This window comes from Enterococcus ratti, assembly GCF_001886195.1.
GTDB classification, from domain to species: Bacteria; Bacillota; Bacilli; order Lactobacillales; family Enterococcaceae; genus Enterococcus_B; species Enterococcus_B ratti.
The window spans coordinates 49,978-67,475 of record NZ_JXLB01000010.1 but is presented as its reverse complement, the minus strand read 5'-3'; the positions used below and the strand labels follow the sequence as shown (position 1 = coordinate 67,475).

Annotated in this window: 13 protein-coding genes and 1 other annotated feature; of the genes, 4 read left to right on the top strand and 9 right to left on the bottom strand. The window is 33.8% G+C overall.

The features are described from left to right. Positions 1-117 precede the first annotated feature (117 nt). On the top strand, positions 118-1,140 hold the full coding sequence (locus tag RV14_RS06295; protein WP_071855445.1) for a LacI family DNA-binding transcriptional regulator: 1,023 nt from the start codon (positions 118-120) through the stop codon (positions 1,138-1,140). An 828-nt stretch (positions 1,141-1,968) separates the two neighbouring features. Here RV14_RS06295 and nhaC read toward each other — a convergent pair. From nhaC to pepV, 8 genes are all read right to left on the bottom strand, one after another. Further along, positions 1,969-3,342 carry a Na+/H+ antiporter NhaC gene (gene nhaC, locus RV14_RS06290; protein WP_071855444.1) on the bottom strand — a complete coding sequence of 458 codons (1,374 nt, stop codon included), beginning with the start codon at positions 3,340-3,342 and terminating at the stop codon, positions 1,969-1,971. Positions 3,343-3,564: 222 nt separating this feature from the next. Beyond that, positions 3,565-4,983 (bottom strand): tyrosine-tyramine antiporter, encoded by a 1,419-nt coding sequence (gene tyrP / locus RV14_RS06285; RefSeq protein WP_071855443.1) that lies wholly within the window; start codon positions 4,981-4,983, stop codon positions 3,565-3,567. A gap of 447 nt (positions 4,984-5,430) precedes the next feature. Further along, positions 5,431-7,305, bottom strand: coding sequence for a tyrosine decarboxylase (gene tdc, locus RV14_RS06280; RefSeq protein ID WP_071855442.1), 1,875 nt, complete (start codon positions 7,303-7,305; stop codon positions 5,431-5,433). Positions 7,306-7,593: 288 nt separating this feature from the next. Beyond that, positions 7,594-8,850, bottom strand: a complete 1,257-nt coding sequence (tyrS, locus tag RV14_RS06275) for a tyrosine--tRNA ligase (RefSeq protein ID WP_071855441.1) — start codon at positions 8,848-8,850, stop codon at positions 7,594-7,596. Between the two features lie 94 nt (positions 8,851-8,944). Next, positions 8,945-9,148: a binding site (T-box leader), on the bottom strand. Positions 9,149-9,486: 338 nt separating this feature from the next. Next, the gene (locus RV14_RS06270) at positions 9,487-9,930 is read right to left on the bottom strand and encodes a coiled-coil domain-containing protein (protein ID WP_071855440.1); all 444 of its coding nucleotides are present in this window, start codon (positions 9,928-9,930) and stop codon (positions 9,487-9,489) included. A gap of 15 nt (positions 9,931-9,945) precedes the next feature. Beyond that, a complete protein-coding gene (locus RV14_RS06265) occupies positions 9,946-10,227 on the bottom strand; it encodes a hypothetical protein (RefSeq protein WP_071855439.1) in 282 nt (93 codons plus the stop codon). A 349-nt stretch (positions 10,228-10,576) separates the two neighbouring features. After that, positions 10,577-11,710 carry a hypothetical protein gene (locus RV14_RS06260; RefSeq protein ID WP_071855438.1) on the bottom strand — a complete coding sequence of 378 codons (1,134 nt, stop codon included), beginning with the start codon at positions 11,708-11,710 and terminating at the stop codon, positions 10,577-10,579. A gap of 490 nt (positions 11,711-12,200) precedes the next feature. After that, a complete protein-coding gene (gene pepV, locus RV14_RS06255) occupies positions 12,201-13,619 on the bottom strand; it encodes a dipeptidase PepV (protein ID WP_071855437.1) in 1,419 nt (472 codons plus the stop codon). Positions 13,620-13,815: 196 nt separating this feature from the next. Here pepV and RV14_RS06250 point away from each other — a divergent pair, with 196 nt between their 5' ends. From RV14_RS06250 to RV14_RS12230, 3 genes are all read left to right on the top strand, one after another. After that, positions 13,816-14,649, top strand: a complete 834-nt coding sequence (locus tag RV14_RS06250; protein ID WP_071855436.1) for an NAD(P)H-hydrate dehydratase — start codon at positions 13,816-13,818, stop codon at positions 14,647-14,649. 21 nt (positions 14,650-14,670) lie between these two features. Next, entirely contained in the window at positions 14,671-15,093 is a 423-nt protein-coding gene (locus tag RV14_RS06245) for an acyl-CoA thioesterase (RefSeq protein WP_071855435.1), read from the top strand. 133 nt (positions 15,094-15,226) lie between these two features. Next, on the top strand, positions 15,227-15,394 hold the full coding sequence (locus RV14_RS12230) for a hypothetical protein (protein WP_167359843.1): 168 nt from the start codon (positions 15,227-15,229) through the stop codon (positions 15,392-15,394). A gap of 150 nt (positions 15,395-15,544) precedes the next feature. Here RV14_RS12230 and RV14_RS06240 read toward each other — a convergent pair whose 3' ends face one another. Beyond that, a complete protein-coding gene (locus RV14_RS06240; protein WP_071855475.1) occupies positions 15,545-17,362 on the bottom strand; it encodes a DUF3329 domain-containing protein in 1,818 nt (605 codons plus the stop codon). Between the last annotated feature and the right edge of the window lie 136 nt (positions 17,363-17,498).

Sequence of the window (17,498 nt, the reverse complement as noted above, 5' to 3'; positions counted from 1 at the left end):
TTCAGGCAAAGATCCACTTTTTTAAAGAGTGATAGAATCTTCTTGATATAAATATTTCCCTTTGCATCAACTGTCTCACTCTTTAAAATGATAGGAAGGAAGAAAGGTGTTTTACTTATGGCGATTACAGTGAAGGATGTTGCAAAAAAAGCAGGGGTAGCCACTTCGACTGTTTCACGTGTGATCAATGATCATCCAAGTATATCCGAAAGCACAAAAAAGAAAGTACGTAAAGTCATGGATGAACTGGGCTATGTCCCAAACATCACTGCTCGAAATCTAGGAAAAAGGATGTCCAGTGCAATCGGCGTTATTTTGCCACCACTTGATTCAAAAGAACGAATCGGCAATCCTTTTTACCTAGAAATCATGGAAGCAATCAATGAAGAAGCACGACATTATAACCTGACTACTGCCATAGCTACAGCAAAAAGCTTTGACGTCTTACTTGAAAACGTCCAGCGCATGCACTTGCAAAAACAAGTGGATGGCTTCATTTTAGTCTATTCTGATAGCCAAGATCCTGTAATTAATTACCTTTATAAAAACCATATTCCCTTTACTTTGATCGGTCAGCCTTATCAATATGAAAATGAAATCATCTATGTTGATAATGACAATCAACTTTTAGGGAAACAAGCCACAGATTTTCTTATCAAAAATGGTCATAAAAACATTCTCTTTGTTACTAACACTACTCACGAAAGCCTTTACTTTGAACGTTATTTCGGTTATCAAAAAGCCATGATGTTAGCTAATCTTAAGGTTCATCCTAGCATCGTGATTGAACAAACGGAGGATTATGTAGCTTTTGACGCTCTTTTAAAAGCAGCTCAAGCAACTGCGCTAGTCGTCATCGACGATATCTTTGCTCTACGAACGATGCAACTGGCGCAACTATATGGATATAAAATACCAGAAACCTTATCTATCATTAGTTTCAATAATTCGATTTTTGCTACATTAACCCATCCTTATTTAACAAGTATTGATATTGATATTTCAGAGTTAGGAAGAGTCGCCATGAAAAAATTACAAGAATTAATTCATGATGAAATTAGCGTTGGTGTTCGTTTAGTCATCCCTCACCGCTTAATTAAAAGAGAAACCGTCATACCACTTAACGATCAAAATACCTGATTAGTCATCGTCATGAAAAAACGTTGCTATAGAAAGAAAAAATCGGAAAAACGCATAAGAACTTTTCTTTCAACAATAGTTTTCCTTCTTTTTCATAAAAATTCTAGAATAATCATTAACCAGCAACCGGTAGAAATAACTTTAGCTAATACTGATAAAAGATATCTTTTATTTTTTTAGTTAAAATACACTAAAATAAGAGAGGAAACTAATCCATTGATGCGCTCCCTCTCTTAAATTAAAGACAAACCTTATGAAAAAATGAGGTTTGTTTTTTTCATACGTATGAATTAAAACTATAATGTTACTTGTTTACCGTAATAATTTACTTGTTTTTTCAACGATTAAAACTATAAATTAGGCAAAATTTTTCTAGCATTTAATGAACATAAAATACTTACTTGATTCAATAAATATTCTCTATCCGTTTTAATCTATTATATGTATCTGTATTATCGAAAAAATTATTATCTATTCATTCTTTTATAACAGAATTTTATTGAATTATGACCTTTCAGAGTTATCTTATTTCTCATACTAGCAATGTTTATTCCTCACTCAGCTCCTATTTCCTTTCATGTTCTTTTTACGTGAAAAGATGAATACATATCTCTGTAACAGTCCTTAAAGTTCTATCAACAATAGCTGTCATCACCTACTTTTTAGTGTGATCCACTTTTAGACAACTTTACATAGAAAAAATAACCAAAATGAACAGACAAAAAAAACAAAGCACTAAAAATCAATGCTTTGTCTATAATTCAAGAGCAGAAACTAAACATCGATCAAATTTTTTAAGCTTAGCAAAAGGAAAATAGAGACTGCTCTTTATTCAGATGTTTTTCCAATTTTTCTATTTAACAAAAGTCCGACGCTAATTGTTAAAATAGGCGCTAAAATCGTGAAAAAAGTAAACGGCACGTATTGTAGCGCGCCCACTTTCATAGTTCCCATGATAAATGTTCCGCTAACGCCCCAAGGTACTAGCGAATTAACAGCCGCTCCTGCATCCGCTAAAGTTCTAGTCAAATATTTCTTGCTTATACCCGTTTGATCAAAAGAACGTTTAAACGTTTCTCCCGGTAAAATAATGGATAGATATTGTTCCCCTACAATTATGTTAATTCCAATACAACTAAAGGCGGTAAAAACAATTAAGCGTGATGGACGATCCATTTTTTCTCTTAGTTCTTGAACGAGGGTTTCAACAATCGTATATTTGATTAATAAACCACCTAGCGCCAAGGCAAGAAGAATTAAACTTGCTGAACCAAGCATGCTCATGATCCCACCTCTTGAAAGCAATTCATTGATTTTAGGATCGGCCGTCTGCGCAACGTAACCATTCATTAAAATATCCGCCATCTTCACAATCGTCAAATTAGGTTGATGAAAAAAGGCAAGAAGAATGGCGGCTGTTGATCTAGTCAGTAAAGTCGGAATTGCTGGAATCTTTTTTAACGCACCGCCAAATAAAATGACTAAAGGGATCAACGTCCAAGGAGAAATCCAAAAGCCAGCTTTCATGTTTCGGATCATTTCAGTAATCGCATTCAGATCGGCTGTGTGGCTCGTATGTCCCAAAAAGAAATAAAATAACATAGCAATTAAAAATGCCGGTAAATCAGTGTAACGCATTTGCGCAATATGTTCGAATAAATTAACTTCTCCGATTCCCGCAGCTAAATTCGTTGTATCAGATAATGGCGAGCAATTATTCCCGAGAAACGCCCCAGAAACAACTGCACCAGTTGTCATGGCATCGTTAAATCCTAAAATATGTCCGATACCTAAAAAAGCAATACCGATAGTAGAAATCGTTGTAAATGAACTGCCGACAGTAATTCCTACGATTGTACATACAAGAAAAGTAGTGAGTAAGAAAAAGCGTACAGAGATCAATTGAAAGCCATAAACCATAATCGTTGGAATCGTACCTGATAAAATCCATGAAGCAACTAACACCCCAATTAAAAGAAAAATCAAAATGGGAATAATTCCGGGTGTGATCCCTTTAATAATTCCTTCATGAATATCATCCCAAGAAAACCCTCTAAATCTTCCATAAAATAACAAGCACATAAAAGCAATAAGTATTGGGATATGAGGAGATAGTTGAAACCCGATAATCAATACGCCTAATATCGCCAACAATACGACTAACACAGCAATACTTTCTTTAATCGTTATTTTTTTATTCATCGTATCGTCTCCTATTTTTTATAAAAAAAGCCCTACCTAAAAAATACTCTCTTTCGGTAGGGCAAATTGTCGTTGAGTCATTTTAAAGTGGATAACAAGAAAAATGTTCCAATACCCACAATTTTTCCTAAATTTGCTATATTTTTCTATCATTTGCTATTGAACATCATTTCTAAATACTTGAGTAAAAGGTGTCATCCCCTTTTACTCTTTGCTATATATTTATTCTTCGATACTCTTTTCTACTTCTGTTTCCCATGAATCTTTTTTCAAACGATTGATGATCAAAGGAATAACAAACATAACAATTGCAATCACTGCAACCAATAGTGCATCTGTAAAAGTAGAAGTACCTAATGTTGAGACAACAACCGCAATAATTGAGAAAATTAACATGCAGCTAACAATCCAAGCCATTCCATTGCCTTTTTTACCAATTCGGTAAGGACGTTCCAACTCTGGATGACTTTTTCTCATTTTAAGTAGAGAAACTGCAATCAAAATATACACAATACAATAAATAACAGTTGTAGCATTGGTTAATGTTAAGAATACAGCACTTACGTCATCCATCACTCCATAAAGTAAGGCAAACAATGAAATAACAATTGATTGAGTCAATACAACATTTCTAGAAACTCCATATTGATTTTCTTTGTGGAAACCAAATTTTGGTGGCAAGAAACCTTCACGCGCCACTTGAATGATCGTTTTTGATGGACCAGTTACCCAAGCAGATAATTGCAACAATACGCCGATAAATACCATGAAACTAAAAATATTTCCGATAATTGTTGGCAATCCAAGGATGTCACAATAAATCAAAATAGGTTGCGTAATATTTGCCAATTCCATTTTTCCATTTGGAACTACATTTGCAACTAGCATGGCATTAATGACGTTTAATAAAACAAGCCCAATCAAAGCGATGAAGACACCTTTTATATAGTTCTTTGTAGCATCTTTCAAACGTGGCATGTAAACTGAACTCATTTCAATACCAACAAAAATAAAGGTAATCCCAGCAAAATATTTCAGTGATTCACTATGTTGTAAATCTGGAAAAACTTTTGACCAAGAAAAATCTCCTAGATAGCCGTTTGATACTAGCCCCACTTTAAAAGCTGCAAGTAAACCTAAAACAAACATGATGACAACAGGGATATAGACGCCAAGCCATACACCAATATTTCCGCCGACTTTGGCCATATCAAATTTTAAGTTCAAAATGGTAATAATCCAATAAATAACTAAAATACAACCTAATACAAATAAATGATTATTGCCTAATTCCACATTTCCGAATGTATTTCCTAGTAATGGTCCCAACGTTGAAGCAACCATCACCATTCCGGGGAACATTTGTACCCAAAGCAGCCATGCCACAACAAAGCCCCATTTGCTGCCTAATGCAGTTTTAACCCATAATTGCGGACCGCCTTCTTGAGGCAACATCGTAGAAAGTTCACCAGAAACCATTGAAATCGGACCAGCAAAAAATAGCACGGCAAAAATCGAATAAAAAATCAATGTCCAACCAACAGCTGCTAACGTTGGAATACTCCGAACCGTTGCACATAAAGCCATTGTTAGACCGACAAAGGTACCAAGACCTATTTTATTTGCTTGTGATTTACTCACTGTCGACACGCTCCTTATTTTTTGGATAAAAAACATTGTCTTCAAAGTAGTCGCAAGTAATAATATCCAAAGCAAAGAGACTGTTTTCTTTTATATTCTATTCATTTAAAAAATAATATTTTATGACTGATGTTTTTTTTTGCTGAAAAAGAAAAATCAAAAATAACCCTTTGTTTCGTTTTGAACAAATCATTCATGGTTTTTCTCGATAAATCCTAAAAGATGCAAAGCTATTTTTTCACAGCCTCAGTTGATTTGAATTTATTTTTCACATTTCTTCAAAGACAACCACAAAACAAAAGACAGCTAATTCCGCCTTTTTAAAGGCGAAATTAGTCTAATCTTTTTTGCAAAAGCTGTTTTAAGACTTAAACCGATGAAATCAAGACAGAAAAAGTAACGTGCTAATTTTTTCTGATGTTCACACCTGATCTCAATAATCATTTTTTATTTGGCTTCGCTTGCTAATGCTTGATTTGCGTAGATTTTTTCCAATTTTTCTTGAAGAGCTACTTTAATCTTTTCAGCATATTCTTCAAAGTTTTCTTCTTTATTCATGTATGGCGTCATGACACTCGCACGTAGAACAGTCACTTTTCCTGCACGTCTCCATTCTTCATCTGAAAAACCTAATTGATTAACAAATTGTAATGGGCTGTTGCCATAGTCAGGAATAGCAAAATCAGTATGTGAAGTCAAGAATTCATTGCCATAAATGCTTCCTTTGACATATGAAGAGTAATCATAAACATCATGATTCAATTGATTCATAGCAACTAAATCATTGTTGCCTTTTTCTTTAAATACGTAGTCTACCATATTGAAATCTGGATAAGTTAATGGATGCACTTCAATTTCTTTGTCGCCCACTTTAAATGATAAGCTTTGTAAGAAGTTGTAGAAACGATGTGCTCCTTCAATAGAAGCACCCATCAATTTCCCATATCCAGTTACATTTAACGGTAATACGTGATGAGCAGCCCAAACACTAGCAGCAGTTGCTCCTGCCTTTGATCCTTCTAAGATGTAGGCACCTAATAAAGCTGGAATATCTGCTCCTTTTTCAAATACGTAAGTAGCAAAGTAAGAAATAACATCTCTCATACGTACGTCTTTGATCACGATACCCCCCGCAGAGTAAGGAACATAGCCCATTTTATGCGGATCAATTGTAACAGATTCTGCTTCTTCAATTGCTTTATATGCACTGTGCACTTCTTCTAAAATATAGTTTTTATTTTCAGTAAAGACATGATACTTTTCGTGAACGTTTTTTAAATCTTCAAAAGAAATGAAGTTATCATCTTCATCTAAGAAAATTGCACGACCATATCCGCCATAAGCGGCATCAACATGCAAGTAAAAATAAATACCGTCTTTTTCTAACACACGACGCAATGCTACAATTTTATCAATGCCGTCAATTGCTCCTTCTTCTGTTGAGCCAACAACCCCGACAACACCTAAAACTGGTGTTTTTTCAGCGGCTAAACCACGAATAATTTTTTCAAGTTCGTTGATATCCATACGATAATTATGGTCAACAGGTACAGGAATCACTTGATCTAAACCAACGCCGATAATATCCGCAGCTTTTAACCATGAGTAGTGTTTTGTTTGCGGTACTAACCATTTTCCTAATTTTTCTAGATGTTTTCCACTACGTGCAGAATGTGCTTTAATGTCATCAATTTTTTCCGGAACGCTGTCTAACAAATCCATAATTTCTTGTGTAGGCATGTTCATCAATTCCCAATCGCTTTTTCCTTCAACTAATTCAGGTGCTACTTCTTTCATCGCAAGAGGCAACGATTTGATGTTACGTGCATACCAAAGACCTTCTAGATTTGCTAAAGAACCATCTGCAACAATGTGTCCCCAGCCATCTTTATAGCTCATTAATTTTGCAAATTCTAAACCTACTTCTTCTTCCATTTGGCTTGTTGCCGGAGAAGATTCGTAAGCAACATTGTTTCCATTCCATAACATTGCGAAATTATACGCTAGTAAAGATGGCATCAACGTTTCAGAGTTCATGTGACCCCAGTAGCGTCCTGCAGTATGCCAAGGTACTGAGTGAGTACGCATACGTGCCGAAATTTCTGATAAAACATCTTTTGTTTTATTTACAGTGTTTTCAAAGCTTGCACTGTTTCGTTCTTCTGGCGTAATAATAGGCATGTCTTGAGGCATGTAGTTTTGTCGCCAGCCTAAATGTTCATCTACTAAATCGTTTAACATCGCTTTATAGAGTTGGCCATTCTCAGCTTTGTCCCCGATAAATAGAGCATTTAGGTTCAATTCATTTGACAATGATTCCATGTGAAACCCTCCTAAAAAGATTTAAATTTTGTCGTGCACTACATTACACCTGTTTTTTATTTCTGTAAACTTGATCACAAGCAATTTTTTAATCATTTTATAATAATCAACGGTTGTATAAATTGTGTACACATTTGAAAAAATTAACAAAAAGGAGGAAATTTACAATTGTAAATTTCCTCGCAAAGTTTGTATTAACGAGACACAGCGCTCGCCTTTTAGGATGGGTCTCAAAATTGGAATTTTGTAATAGTATTAACATTTTTCAAGTCAAAAAATTACTAAATTCTAATCAATTACTTTGGCCAAAAAGTAATTCTTTTTACCCTTTCGAATAACCACAAACTTACCATCAAATTCTTTTGATGGATCTATGACAAAATTTAAATCGGTAACGCGGTCACCGTTAATACTTATAGCTCCATTTGAAACATCTTCACGTGCTTGACGTTTAGATGGTTCAATATTTGTGGAAACAAGTAATTCCACAATATTTTCAGGTGTACTTGAAATTTCAACGTTTGGCATTTTACCAAATCCTTGCGCAATTTCTGCTGCATTTAATTCTTTGATATTTCCAGAGAATAATGCTTCTGTTATTTTTTGTGCTTCTTTCAAGTCTTCTTCACTATGAACAAAGGTTGTTACTTCTTCTGCTAAGCGTCGTTGTGCTTCGCGCTTTTCAGGTTCTGTTTTAACTTTCTTCGCTAGTTCATTAATTTCTTCTTGAGATAAGAAAGTAAAGAATTTCAGGTATTTTACAACATCTCGGTCATCTTGATTCAACCAGAATTGGTAGAATTCAAATGGGGATGTTTTTTCAGGGTCTAACCAAATGGCGCCACCGGCCGTTTTACCAAATTTTGTACCATCGGCTTTTAACATCAGTGGGATCGTTAAACCGAATGCTTCTGCTTCCGGACCTTCTAATTTACGGATTAAATCCAGTCCCGCAGTGATGTTTCCCCACTGATCGGCGCCACCAATTTGTAATTGTACATCAAAAGTTTTGTATAAATGTAAGAAGTCGATAGACTGTAAAATCTGATAAGTGAATTCTGTAAATGAAATTCCTACTTCTAAACGACTTGCAACGATATCTTTTGCTAACATCGTATTGATGTTGAAGTTTTTACCGTAATCGCGTAAAAATCCAAGCAATGAGATGTTTGAGAGCCAATCGTAGTTATTCACAAAAGTAATATTTGCATCTTTTCCAAATAATTTTCTCATTTGATTAGATAACGCTTCTACATTGTGCTGTACTTGTTCCATCGTTTGTAATACACGTTCTGTTTTGCGACCACTTGGGTCGCCGATTGTTCCGGTTCCGCCACCAATAAGAATATATGGATGATGGCCTGCCAATTGGAATCGTTTCATCATCATAAATGGAATCAAATGTCCAATGTGCATGGAGTCGCCAGTTGGATCAACTCCACAATAAAGTGAAATACTCTTTTCTTCAACAAGTTCACGAAGTCTTTCTTCGTTTGTTTGCTGATTAATGGCATCGCGCCATGTTAATTCATCGATAATATTCATTTTAAAGCCCTCCGTATAATTTTTTATGAAAGCAGGAACCTGCTAGCACGCTAATTTTAAAGTGATGACAACAAAAAATCCCTTGGTTTACTAACCAAGGGACGAATTATCGCGGTACCACCCATTTTATATGTTTTTAGCTAAACATATCACTCAAACATTTAACGCTGTCGCGTGGCAATCATGCCATAGGCTCCTAAAATGTAATTCGTTTTAAAGCATGTACTAGTTTTCAACAACCACTAGCTTTCTGAAACATTGGCTTTAATAACTACTTCGTTTTAATCATCGCCTGTTATCTATTTAACATGTGTCTATCATAGAACGTTATTTTTTCTTTGTCAATAAAAAAAAAAAGAATTTTTTTTAATTCTTCTTTTTTTTACTAAAATCCGAACGTTCTCTCCTAAAATTACTGATCCATTTTTATGAAAGATAAAGTCAGAAAAATCCCTTTGTAAAGCGATTTTTAATGTTCTATTCAATCAATCAACTTACTTTTTCTTTAGAGTTACTTAAATTTAAACAGGCTGTTTAGACTTAAGAAAATCTTATAATTTTTTTCATTACTAAGAAAGTATTGGAAATTTTCTACCACAACGCTTCCTTCTTTTTACCCAGATGACCTTTAGTTGATTATTGTTTGCTTTTTCTTACGTAAGCTTGCACATAGCAAGCCTTAACTTCTGATGTGTTTCGCTCCATTTTTTGAAATTTTATAAGAAAAATCCAAGATAAACTGTTGTCTTTATTTCTTCTAGAATTTTTTTCTCCTGTAAAAAGACTAATCACTCTTTTAAAGGGAGATCTGTTAATACTGCTGATTTTTTTTTCTTTAATTTGACAAGCTTTATTTAATTTATCTACTTTCTTGCTATCTTTTTGAATATCTTTTTCTAACGATTCTAATTCCTTAATATTATCATCTAATTGCTGAATGGAACTTGTTTTATCATCAGTTAACTTAATTGGAGAATGAAGAGTTTTTTCTATCTGTCCTAAAATTCCTTCCAATTTTTCAACATAGGTGTTCACCTTAGTTGTTATTTCATCTATCTTTTGATAGGGTTCTTTTTCCATTCTTTTAGTCAAAAATTACTTATAATTTTCATCTCTTTTTTGATTTTTTTCTCGTTTTTTTGTCGCTTCTTCTTCCCATATTTTTAAAACATTTTCGTTATGTTTATACTTTTCATTTTTGCTAGCTTTCAACTCATCTAAATGTTTTTCATTTTTTTCTCCTCCTTGCACATCAAATTTTCTTTGTGCTTTTTCGATGTAGCGATCCATTGATGCTAATTCTTTTTCACTGTATAATTCGTCTTTAGGCTTTTCTCTGTAATACATTTCCATTTCATCTTCTGAATGTCTTGACATTGTTATTCCACTCCTATTCTTTTTATATTATTATAATAACATATATATTTTATCATTATTTATTAATAATTTTCCTTGTTGAGAATTTCTGATAATTTCTTTATGATACGTAAAATATGTTTCATATATTCGTCATATATCTTTTATTAATATTCTCTTATCATTCATTTTTCTCTTTATTTTAAAATTTAATTTTTATGTTCACTTGATATAACTAAATGTCATCACGTTTTTTTATGTCATCAATTTGTTTTCAAATTTTATAATGTATTTCTAGATTAAAAAAGACCAATAACAAAAAAAACAAATGTATCATATTTGAGGTTAGCAAATATAATACATTTGTTTTTTATTCTCTATTATTTTCAATACGCGGGTAATTTTTCTTTAAAGAAGCTATTTTAGGCTCCATTTTATTATGGATTTCCTCTTTTTTTACTAAAGCGTTCATTTTTTTTAGATCTTTTTCTGGTATGTTTAATTTTTTTAACTCGCTTGATCTTCGCATCCCATCTTTACAATCTATTTGATCTTTTTCTATACGGTGAAACAAATCATCCATTTGTTTCACCACCTTCTCTTCGACACTATTAGGTAATTGTTTATATACCCATCGCCAATCTCGTTTTAAATTATGCAACCTTTCACTAACTATTTTTAATTTTTCGCCAAAAGCCTCAAAAGCTGCCGCCTTTGTAAAATTCTCTCCCAACCCCTCCAATTTTTTCTGGTAATTTTCTTTTTGACTATGTAAATTTGCTTGTTTATTTTCACATTTTTCTAAATTTTCATCGCATTTTTTTATTCCAGCTGTTACTTCGTTTATTTCTTTCTTCAACTTTGATTTTTCTCTAGTAAAAAAATTAACCAACAATAATTTAAAGGATGATTTAATTTTTTTTATTCTGTTATTTTTTAATTCAAATGCTAACATTAAAGATTCTTTTTTCTTTTGTGAATTCTTTATGTCATATTGAATTTTATTTTGCCGATCATTAACTACTTTCAACCCCTCAAAAAGATTTTTTATTTCACTAATTTTGTTATTTAGGGCAGTTAACTCCGTACTTAATTCTTGCCTTGCTTTTTCTAAATTATCTATCCTATCCATCAAAGTAAAATTTTGATCTTTCAGTCCTTTCAAATCGGTATATATTGGTTGAGAATAGATCGGCTCAAGAAATTCCTCTTTTTCTAAATTTTTATTAGTTTCTAAAACTACGATATTTTCTATTGGTTGTTGAACTTTTGAATCTTCTAAATTTACTTCTATTTTTTTGCTATAACTTATCTCTTCTGAAGGTTTCTTTTTGCTATCTACGTGGGGATTCAAAGCTTTCATCTTTGCCAATCCAGACGAGGCTTTCAAATACTTTTTTTCTATTACACTTTTTTCCTCGCTCTGAGATAATATGGGAAAAGAAACCCATTTTTGATACAAATCTTCTACTAATTCTTGCTGTTTCCGGATATCATCTACCATTTTTTTCACTCCTTTTTCTTATCAATTATTTGATTATAACATAAGCAATTCTTCTTTTTTCGCTAATTTTTCTTTCAAAAAAGTTTTTTGGACATTTTTGTGACTGCGCCCTTTAATTTTTTATTGAGTATGTAAAGTGTAAACAGTAAATTTATTTTAAACTAATTATTTATACCACCCAAATTAGCTTTTTTAACTATTTATATGGCATCAATACATTAAGAATCGCAACAAAACAATGACCGAGCATTACACGCATGTAAAAGACGAAACAACATCAAATATCATTGGTATAATGGAAGCTAGATTATCCACAAATTAGGCAAAAAAACTGGCGGGATTTTCTACTATTTCCAGTAGGAATATCCCGCCAAGTTCCCGATTCAATTTCACTTTTATTCAGTTTTCATCACTTTTTCAATCATCCTTTTTCAAAAATAGCCTTTTAGAACAAGGATATAGGTTGAATTAGCATGATTTTAAACAACTTTTATTTTGCCAAACGGTAGATGGCATCGGCATAAATTGCCGTTGCACGGAATAAGTCATCTAGACTCATAAATTCATTCGCTTGGTGCATTGTATCTGTATAATTAGGAAACATAGCACCATAGGCTACGCCTCGTTTTAATAGACGGCCATAAGTTCCTCCGCCGATAATTTGTTCATAGCCTTTTTCGCCTGTATGGTCTTCATATACTTGTAGTAAAGTAGCGACTAATGGGTCTTCCATTGGCACATAATGCGGCTCCATTACCCGTTCACCTCGAGTAACAGACGCTCCTTCTTCTTTCATAAGAGTAAAAAGCGTATGTTCTAACTCATCCACTGTGATTCCTTTTGGAAAACGGAAATTCAAATTAATAAAGTTTTCTTTTTCTGTACCGTTTTCTTTAAAGAAAAAAAGTCCAGCATTCATAGTTAATTTACCCATTTTTTCATCTTCATGTGCTACACCAATTTTTTGCCCATAAAAATCTTCGTGCACATAAGCTGTGGCTACATGAATGAATTGTTTGGCAGAACCAATAAATTGATACTTGTCTAAGAACAAAGCTAAGAAGGAGCCAGCATTGATTCCTGATTGCGGGCTAGCTCCATGAGCTCCTTTTCCTACCAATTCAATTTTAACGTAGGTATTTTCTGCTTCAATTGAACCACTTACCGGATTTGCTTCGACAAAACGATAAAAAGCTTCTTCCATTTGAACAGCTGCTTCTTCGTTAGGTACTTCAAGGGTTGCCGTAGCAGTTCCCGGTACCATATTTTCACGCAAACCTGAAACGAATGATTTTAAGACATAATCGCCGGCATTATCCCCTTTAAACCGCAATGCCAAAGAAACATTTCCTTTTTCGCCATTAATAATAGGAAACTCTGCATCCGGTGAAAACCCGAAGTCCGGTTTCTTTTCATGTTCAAAATAATAAGCCATGTCACCCCAGCCACTTTCTTCGTCACTACCGACTACAAAGCGTACTTTTTTAGATAATTTTAAGTTTAATTCTTTGATAATTTTCATTGCATAATAAGCAGCCATACTAGGTCCTTTGTCATCGCTTGAGCCACGTGCAAAGATTTTACCGTCTTTGATCACTGGTTCATAAGGATCGGTAGCCCAACCATCACCAGCTGGTACAACGTCCATGTGTCCAAAAATACCTAACGTTTCCTCACCCTCACCAAGATCAATATGCCCTGCATAGTTATCAACGTTTTTTACGACAAAGCCATCTCGTTTGCCATATGCTAACATATGTTTTAGTGCATCTCGAGGTCCAGGTCCAAAAGGTGCATCAGATGTCGCTTTTGAATCATCCCGTTCACTATTTACACGTAGAAGGTTTTTTAAGTCTTCAAGCAGCTCTTCTTTGCGTGCTTCTACTTCTTTTTGCCAATTGATTGTCATAACATCAATCCTCCACTCATTAGTCTACCTATTCATCATACCATAAGTTGCCGAAAAAAAACTTTTAAAAAAATGGACCACAGATCATCTACTTTGTCATTATTTCTAAATATTAAGTTATAATACATGAAAGAGTAATTTGAATATAGCATCACTTATTAGTGATCTCATATTAATATACAAGGTGGGGAATTAGTTGTTAATAGATGAACATTTAGTGCAAAAAGTCATTACACCACGCCCTTTAGAATCACATAAAGGAACATTTGGTCGAACCGTTTTAATTGGTGGCAATGAGCATTATGGTGGAGCTATTATCATGAGTGCTTTAGCCACTGTCAACAGCGGAGCTGGTTTAACTACCGTTATAACCAATTGTCGTAACCATGTGCCGCTTCACACGCATTTACCAGAAGCCATGTGTATAGATTGGCAAGATAAAGAAAAAGTGCTGGCTGTGATGAAAACGGCGGACGTATTACTGATTGGTCCCGGGCTAGGAACTTCTTCAAAAAGTTTGGAATTATTGACATTAGCTTTAGAAAACCAACAAAGTCATCAGTGGCTAGTAATGGATGGTTCAGCGTTGACATTGTTTGCAAAAAAACAATTTCAACTTCCTTTTCCAAAACAAACCATTATGACGCCTCATCAAATGGAGTGGCAAAGAATGAGTTCTCTTGCAATCAAGGAACAAACTATTGAAAACAATCGAAAGAAACAACAGCAGCTAAAAGCGACAATCGTTTTAAAAAGTCATCAAACCATAATTTATGGTCAAAAAGGCTGCTATCAAAACATAGCTGGAACTGCTGCAATGGCTACGGGAGGAACTGGTGATACCCTAGCAGGGATGATTACAAGTTTCCTAGCACAATTTCCTAAAAACGATGAGACAGTTGCGGCAGCTGTCTATCTTCATAGTTTTATCGGAAATCATCTAGCCAAAAAACAATATGTCGTTTTACCCACACAAATCAGTCAAGAGATCCCTAAATGGATGCATTATTTCAGCCAAATAAATCATTGAAGCAAGGAGTTTTTATGTAAAATGAAAGAATTTAACGGATACATTCGCGAACCTTTTTACTATGAAACGGATCAAATGGGCGTCATCCACCACAGCAATTACATTCGCTGGTTGGAGGAAGCACGCGTTGCTTTATTAGATCACTTGGGATTTAGCTATAAAAAAATTGAAACATGCGGAATTGTTATTCCCGTATTGGAAGTCACTTGTCAATATAAAAAAATGATCCACTACGCAGAGGTAGTGCGTATTTTACCAAAAGTCGAACATTATAATGGCATCAAATTAGATTTTAGCTATAAAATTTATGGGGCAAATGATGAAATCTTACGTGCAACTGGCTCGAGTAACCATTGCTTTTTACTTGCCAAAAACCATCGCTTAGTTAAACTTAATCAAGTTATCCCAGAATTGGGTCATTTATTTCAAGAATGTGTAGAATAATTAAAATCCACCCAATCTGCTTTTTCCTAGCGATTTTTTCTTCCACTTCTTAAAAGAAGTCAAAGATGCAGGCTTTTTTCTTGTATTTGTTTGTTCAATTTGTATAATTATGAGAAAAGAGCAGGTGATTATTATGTATGTTGTAAAAGTATTGCATGGTTACATTGATAAAACTGGCTGCCGGACGCGAGAAAAAGATCTAGATAAGTTGTTGATTTTCAAAGAAAAAAAAGAATCAGAGGCTTTTGCTAAACAAATTGGTGGTCGCATCAAACCTTTGCATGAAATACGACCAGATTAAAAAACGCATTTCAATCACTAAAAAGTAACTCTTAGGAAGCTGGAACGATTCTATTTACTATAAATTATATGAAATAAACCGCTATTTGATGAAAAAATGAAGCAGATTTCGTCAAATAGCGGTTTATTCGAGAATTTTTTTCTATGACATTTATCTTGAAAGTATTATTTTATTGTTATCTATATGCATATTAACGGCATCTAGCAATTTCCCCTCTTTAGATACAACCGCGATATTTACACCTGTCGTTTTTCTTGCAGCATTAATTCCAGCGACATTTATTTTAGCAAATTGCTGCTCTTCGTAAGGAGTAAAACTTGAAGAGATTGAGATTACTTTACCCTTTACTTCTTTTGTCAATGAATTGTAGTTTTTAGCTTGTAAAAATTGCTCTTCCTTTCCCGCTACACGAATACCTGAAAGATTCCAGTATGGGGCTAAATAGTTGGGACTAAAAGATGGGAAAAGTTTTTTAATTTCCTCAGCTAAAACTTGATTCATTTGTTGTTTATTTCCCGCACCGGAAATTACGATCATATGTGATGATTTTTTTAATTTTTCAATATACGTTGAAACCTCCCAAATATTGATCAAATTTGAATCTCCCTGTTGATAGATTTCTCTCCAAGCACTATCCGACACAGCATGAATCGTTTCTAACCCAAAATATTTTGCATTTGCTCGATTCACTTGCGTCGTTATATCAGTTGAAATTTGAGAAAGTCCACCGGAATAAGCAGAATAACTAGTCGTATGATAAGCGGTAAAGTTTGCCATCACGGGATTTAAAAAACCTTGTTTTTTCTGATCTCTTACATAATTATACTGTTGATTGATGTTCCTATAAGAAAGAACAATGTCGTTTACCCCTAACGCAAAAGTAAATAAAAAATGCGGAATAAGTATCGCACTAATGAGACTATAGCATATACGTACCGGTGAATAAGACATCTTATCTGGCCACAATAAAGCCATAGCAATAATAATAAACAAGACGCCACCAAAAAATGATCTTCCCCACCCAAGTCCTGTAGGAGAAAGAGAAAGAACATAAAGGGTCGCGAATCCTGCAAAAAGATAAATGTAAGATAACATTAATCTTTCCTGATGATACTTAAAAATGATGCCTAGTGTAATTAAAACAGCTATTAAAATAAATAAAGATAAACTATTTTCATACAACGTTTTTGTGATAGTAAAAATTCCAGAGTATAGTTTATGAGGGATTGACCATTGACTGCGTTCAAAAAAAAGAGCCCGATGTGCGTTTCCGGGAGCCGTCACCATCATAAACAACCCAAGCATTCCTCCTATCAATCCGGAAAACATCCATAATTTTAAAGGTTGTCTTCTTCGATGACACAAATAGATATAACCTAAAACAATAAGGAGCATTCCTCCTGATGTATTCTCGTTACACCAACCAGCAAGTATTCCTAAAATAGCTATTATTATATTACAGGTCACTCGATTGAAAGACAGTTCTTGATTATTGTTATAGTAACGATGATAAATAAAAAGAAAACTGACCACAATAATGCCGCCCCACAGGTAATTTGCAGCCCCCGTCTCCCATAAAATTGTTTGACCAAATGTAGGAACAAACAACCATATAAAAAGATTAATCAGAAAATATTTAAAGGTATTAAAAACCACTTGATCTTTTGTCGTGATTTTATAAATCAATAAAGTCAATAAAACATATACAAGAGGATTGACAAAATTAAAGACTGTTTTTGGCATCAACAAAAATAAACGAGCAATAATATGAACAATCGATCTTCCTGTCCACGTCATATATTGCCTATATTCATCATGAAGAATCGTCGAAAAATCAGTTGTTTTATACATATACTCAATATCATCCGCGATTAACGGTGTCAAAAAATTTAGACCAACCATTATTAGATACGTAGCCAAAATGATTAAAAATTTTTTATTTCTATTATTCTCTTTTAATAAACTCACAATTACTCCTACTTCCTTTTTTAAAAAATCAATGTAAAAAACATGGGGACATAAAAAATCATACCATTTATTACATAATTTTCCTTCTAATAAGGTACCCCGAACATAAAATTTCACTATCTAAAATGAAGGTAAA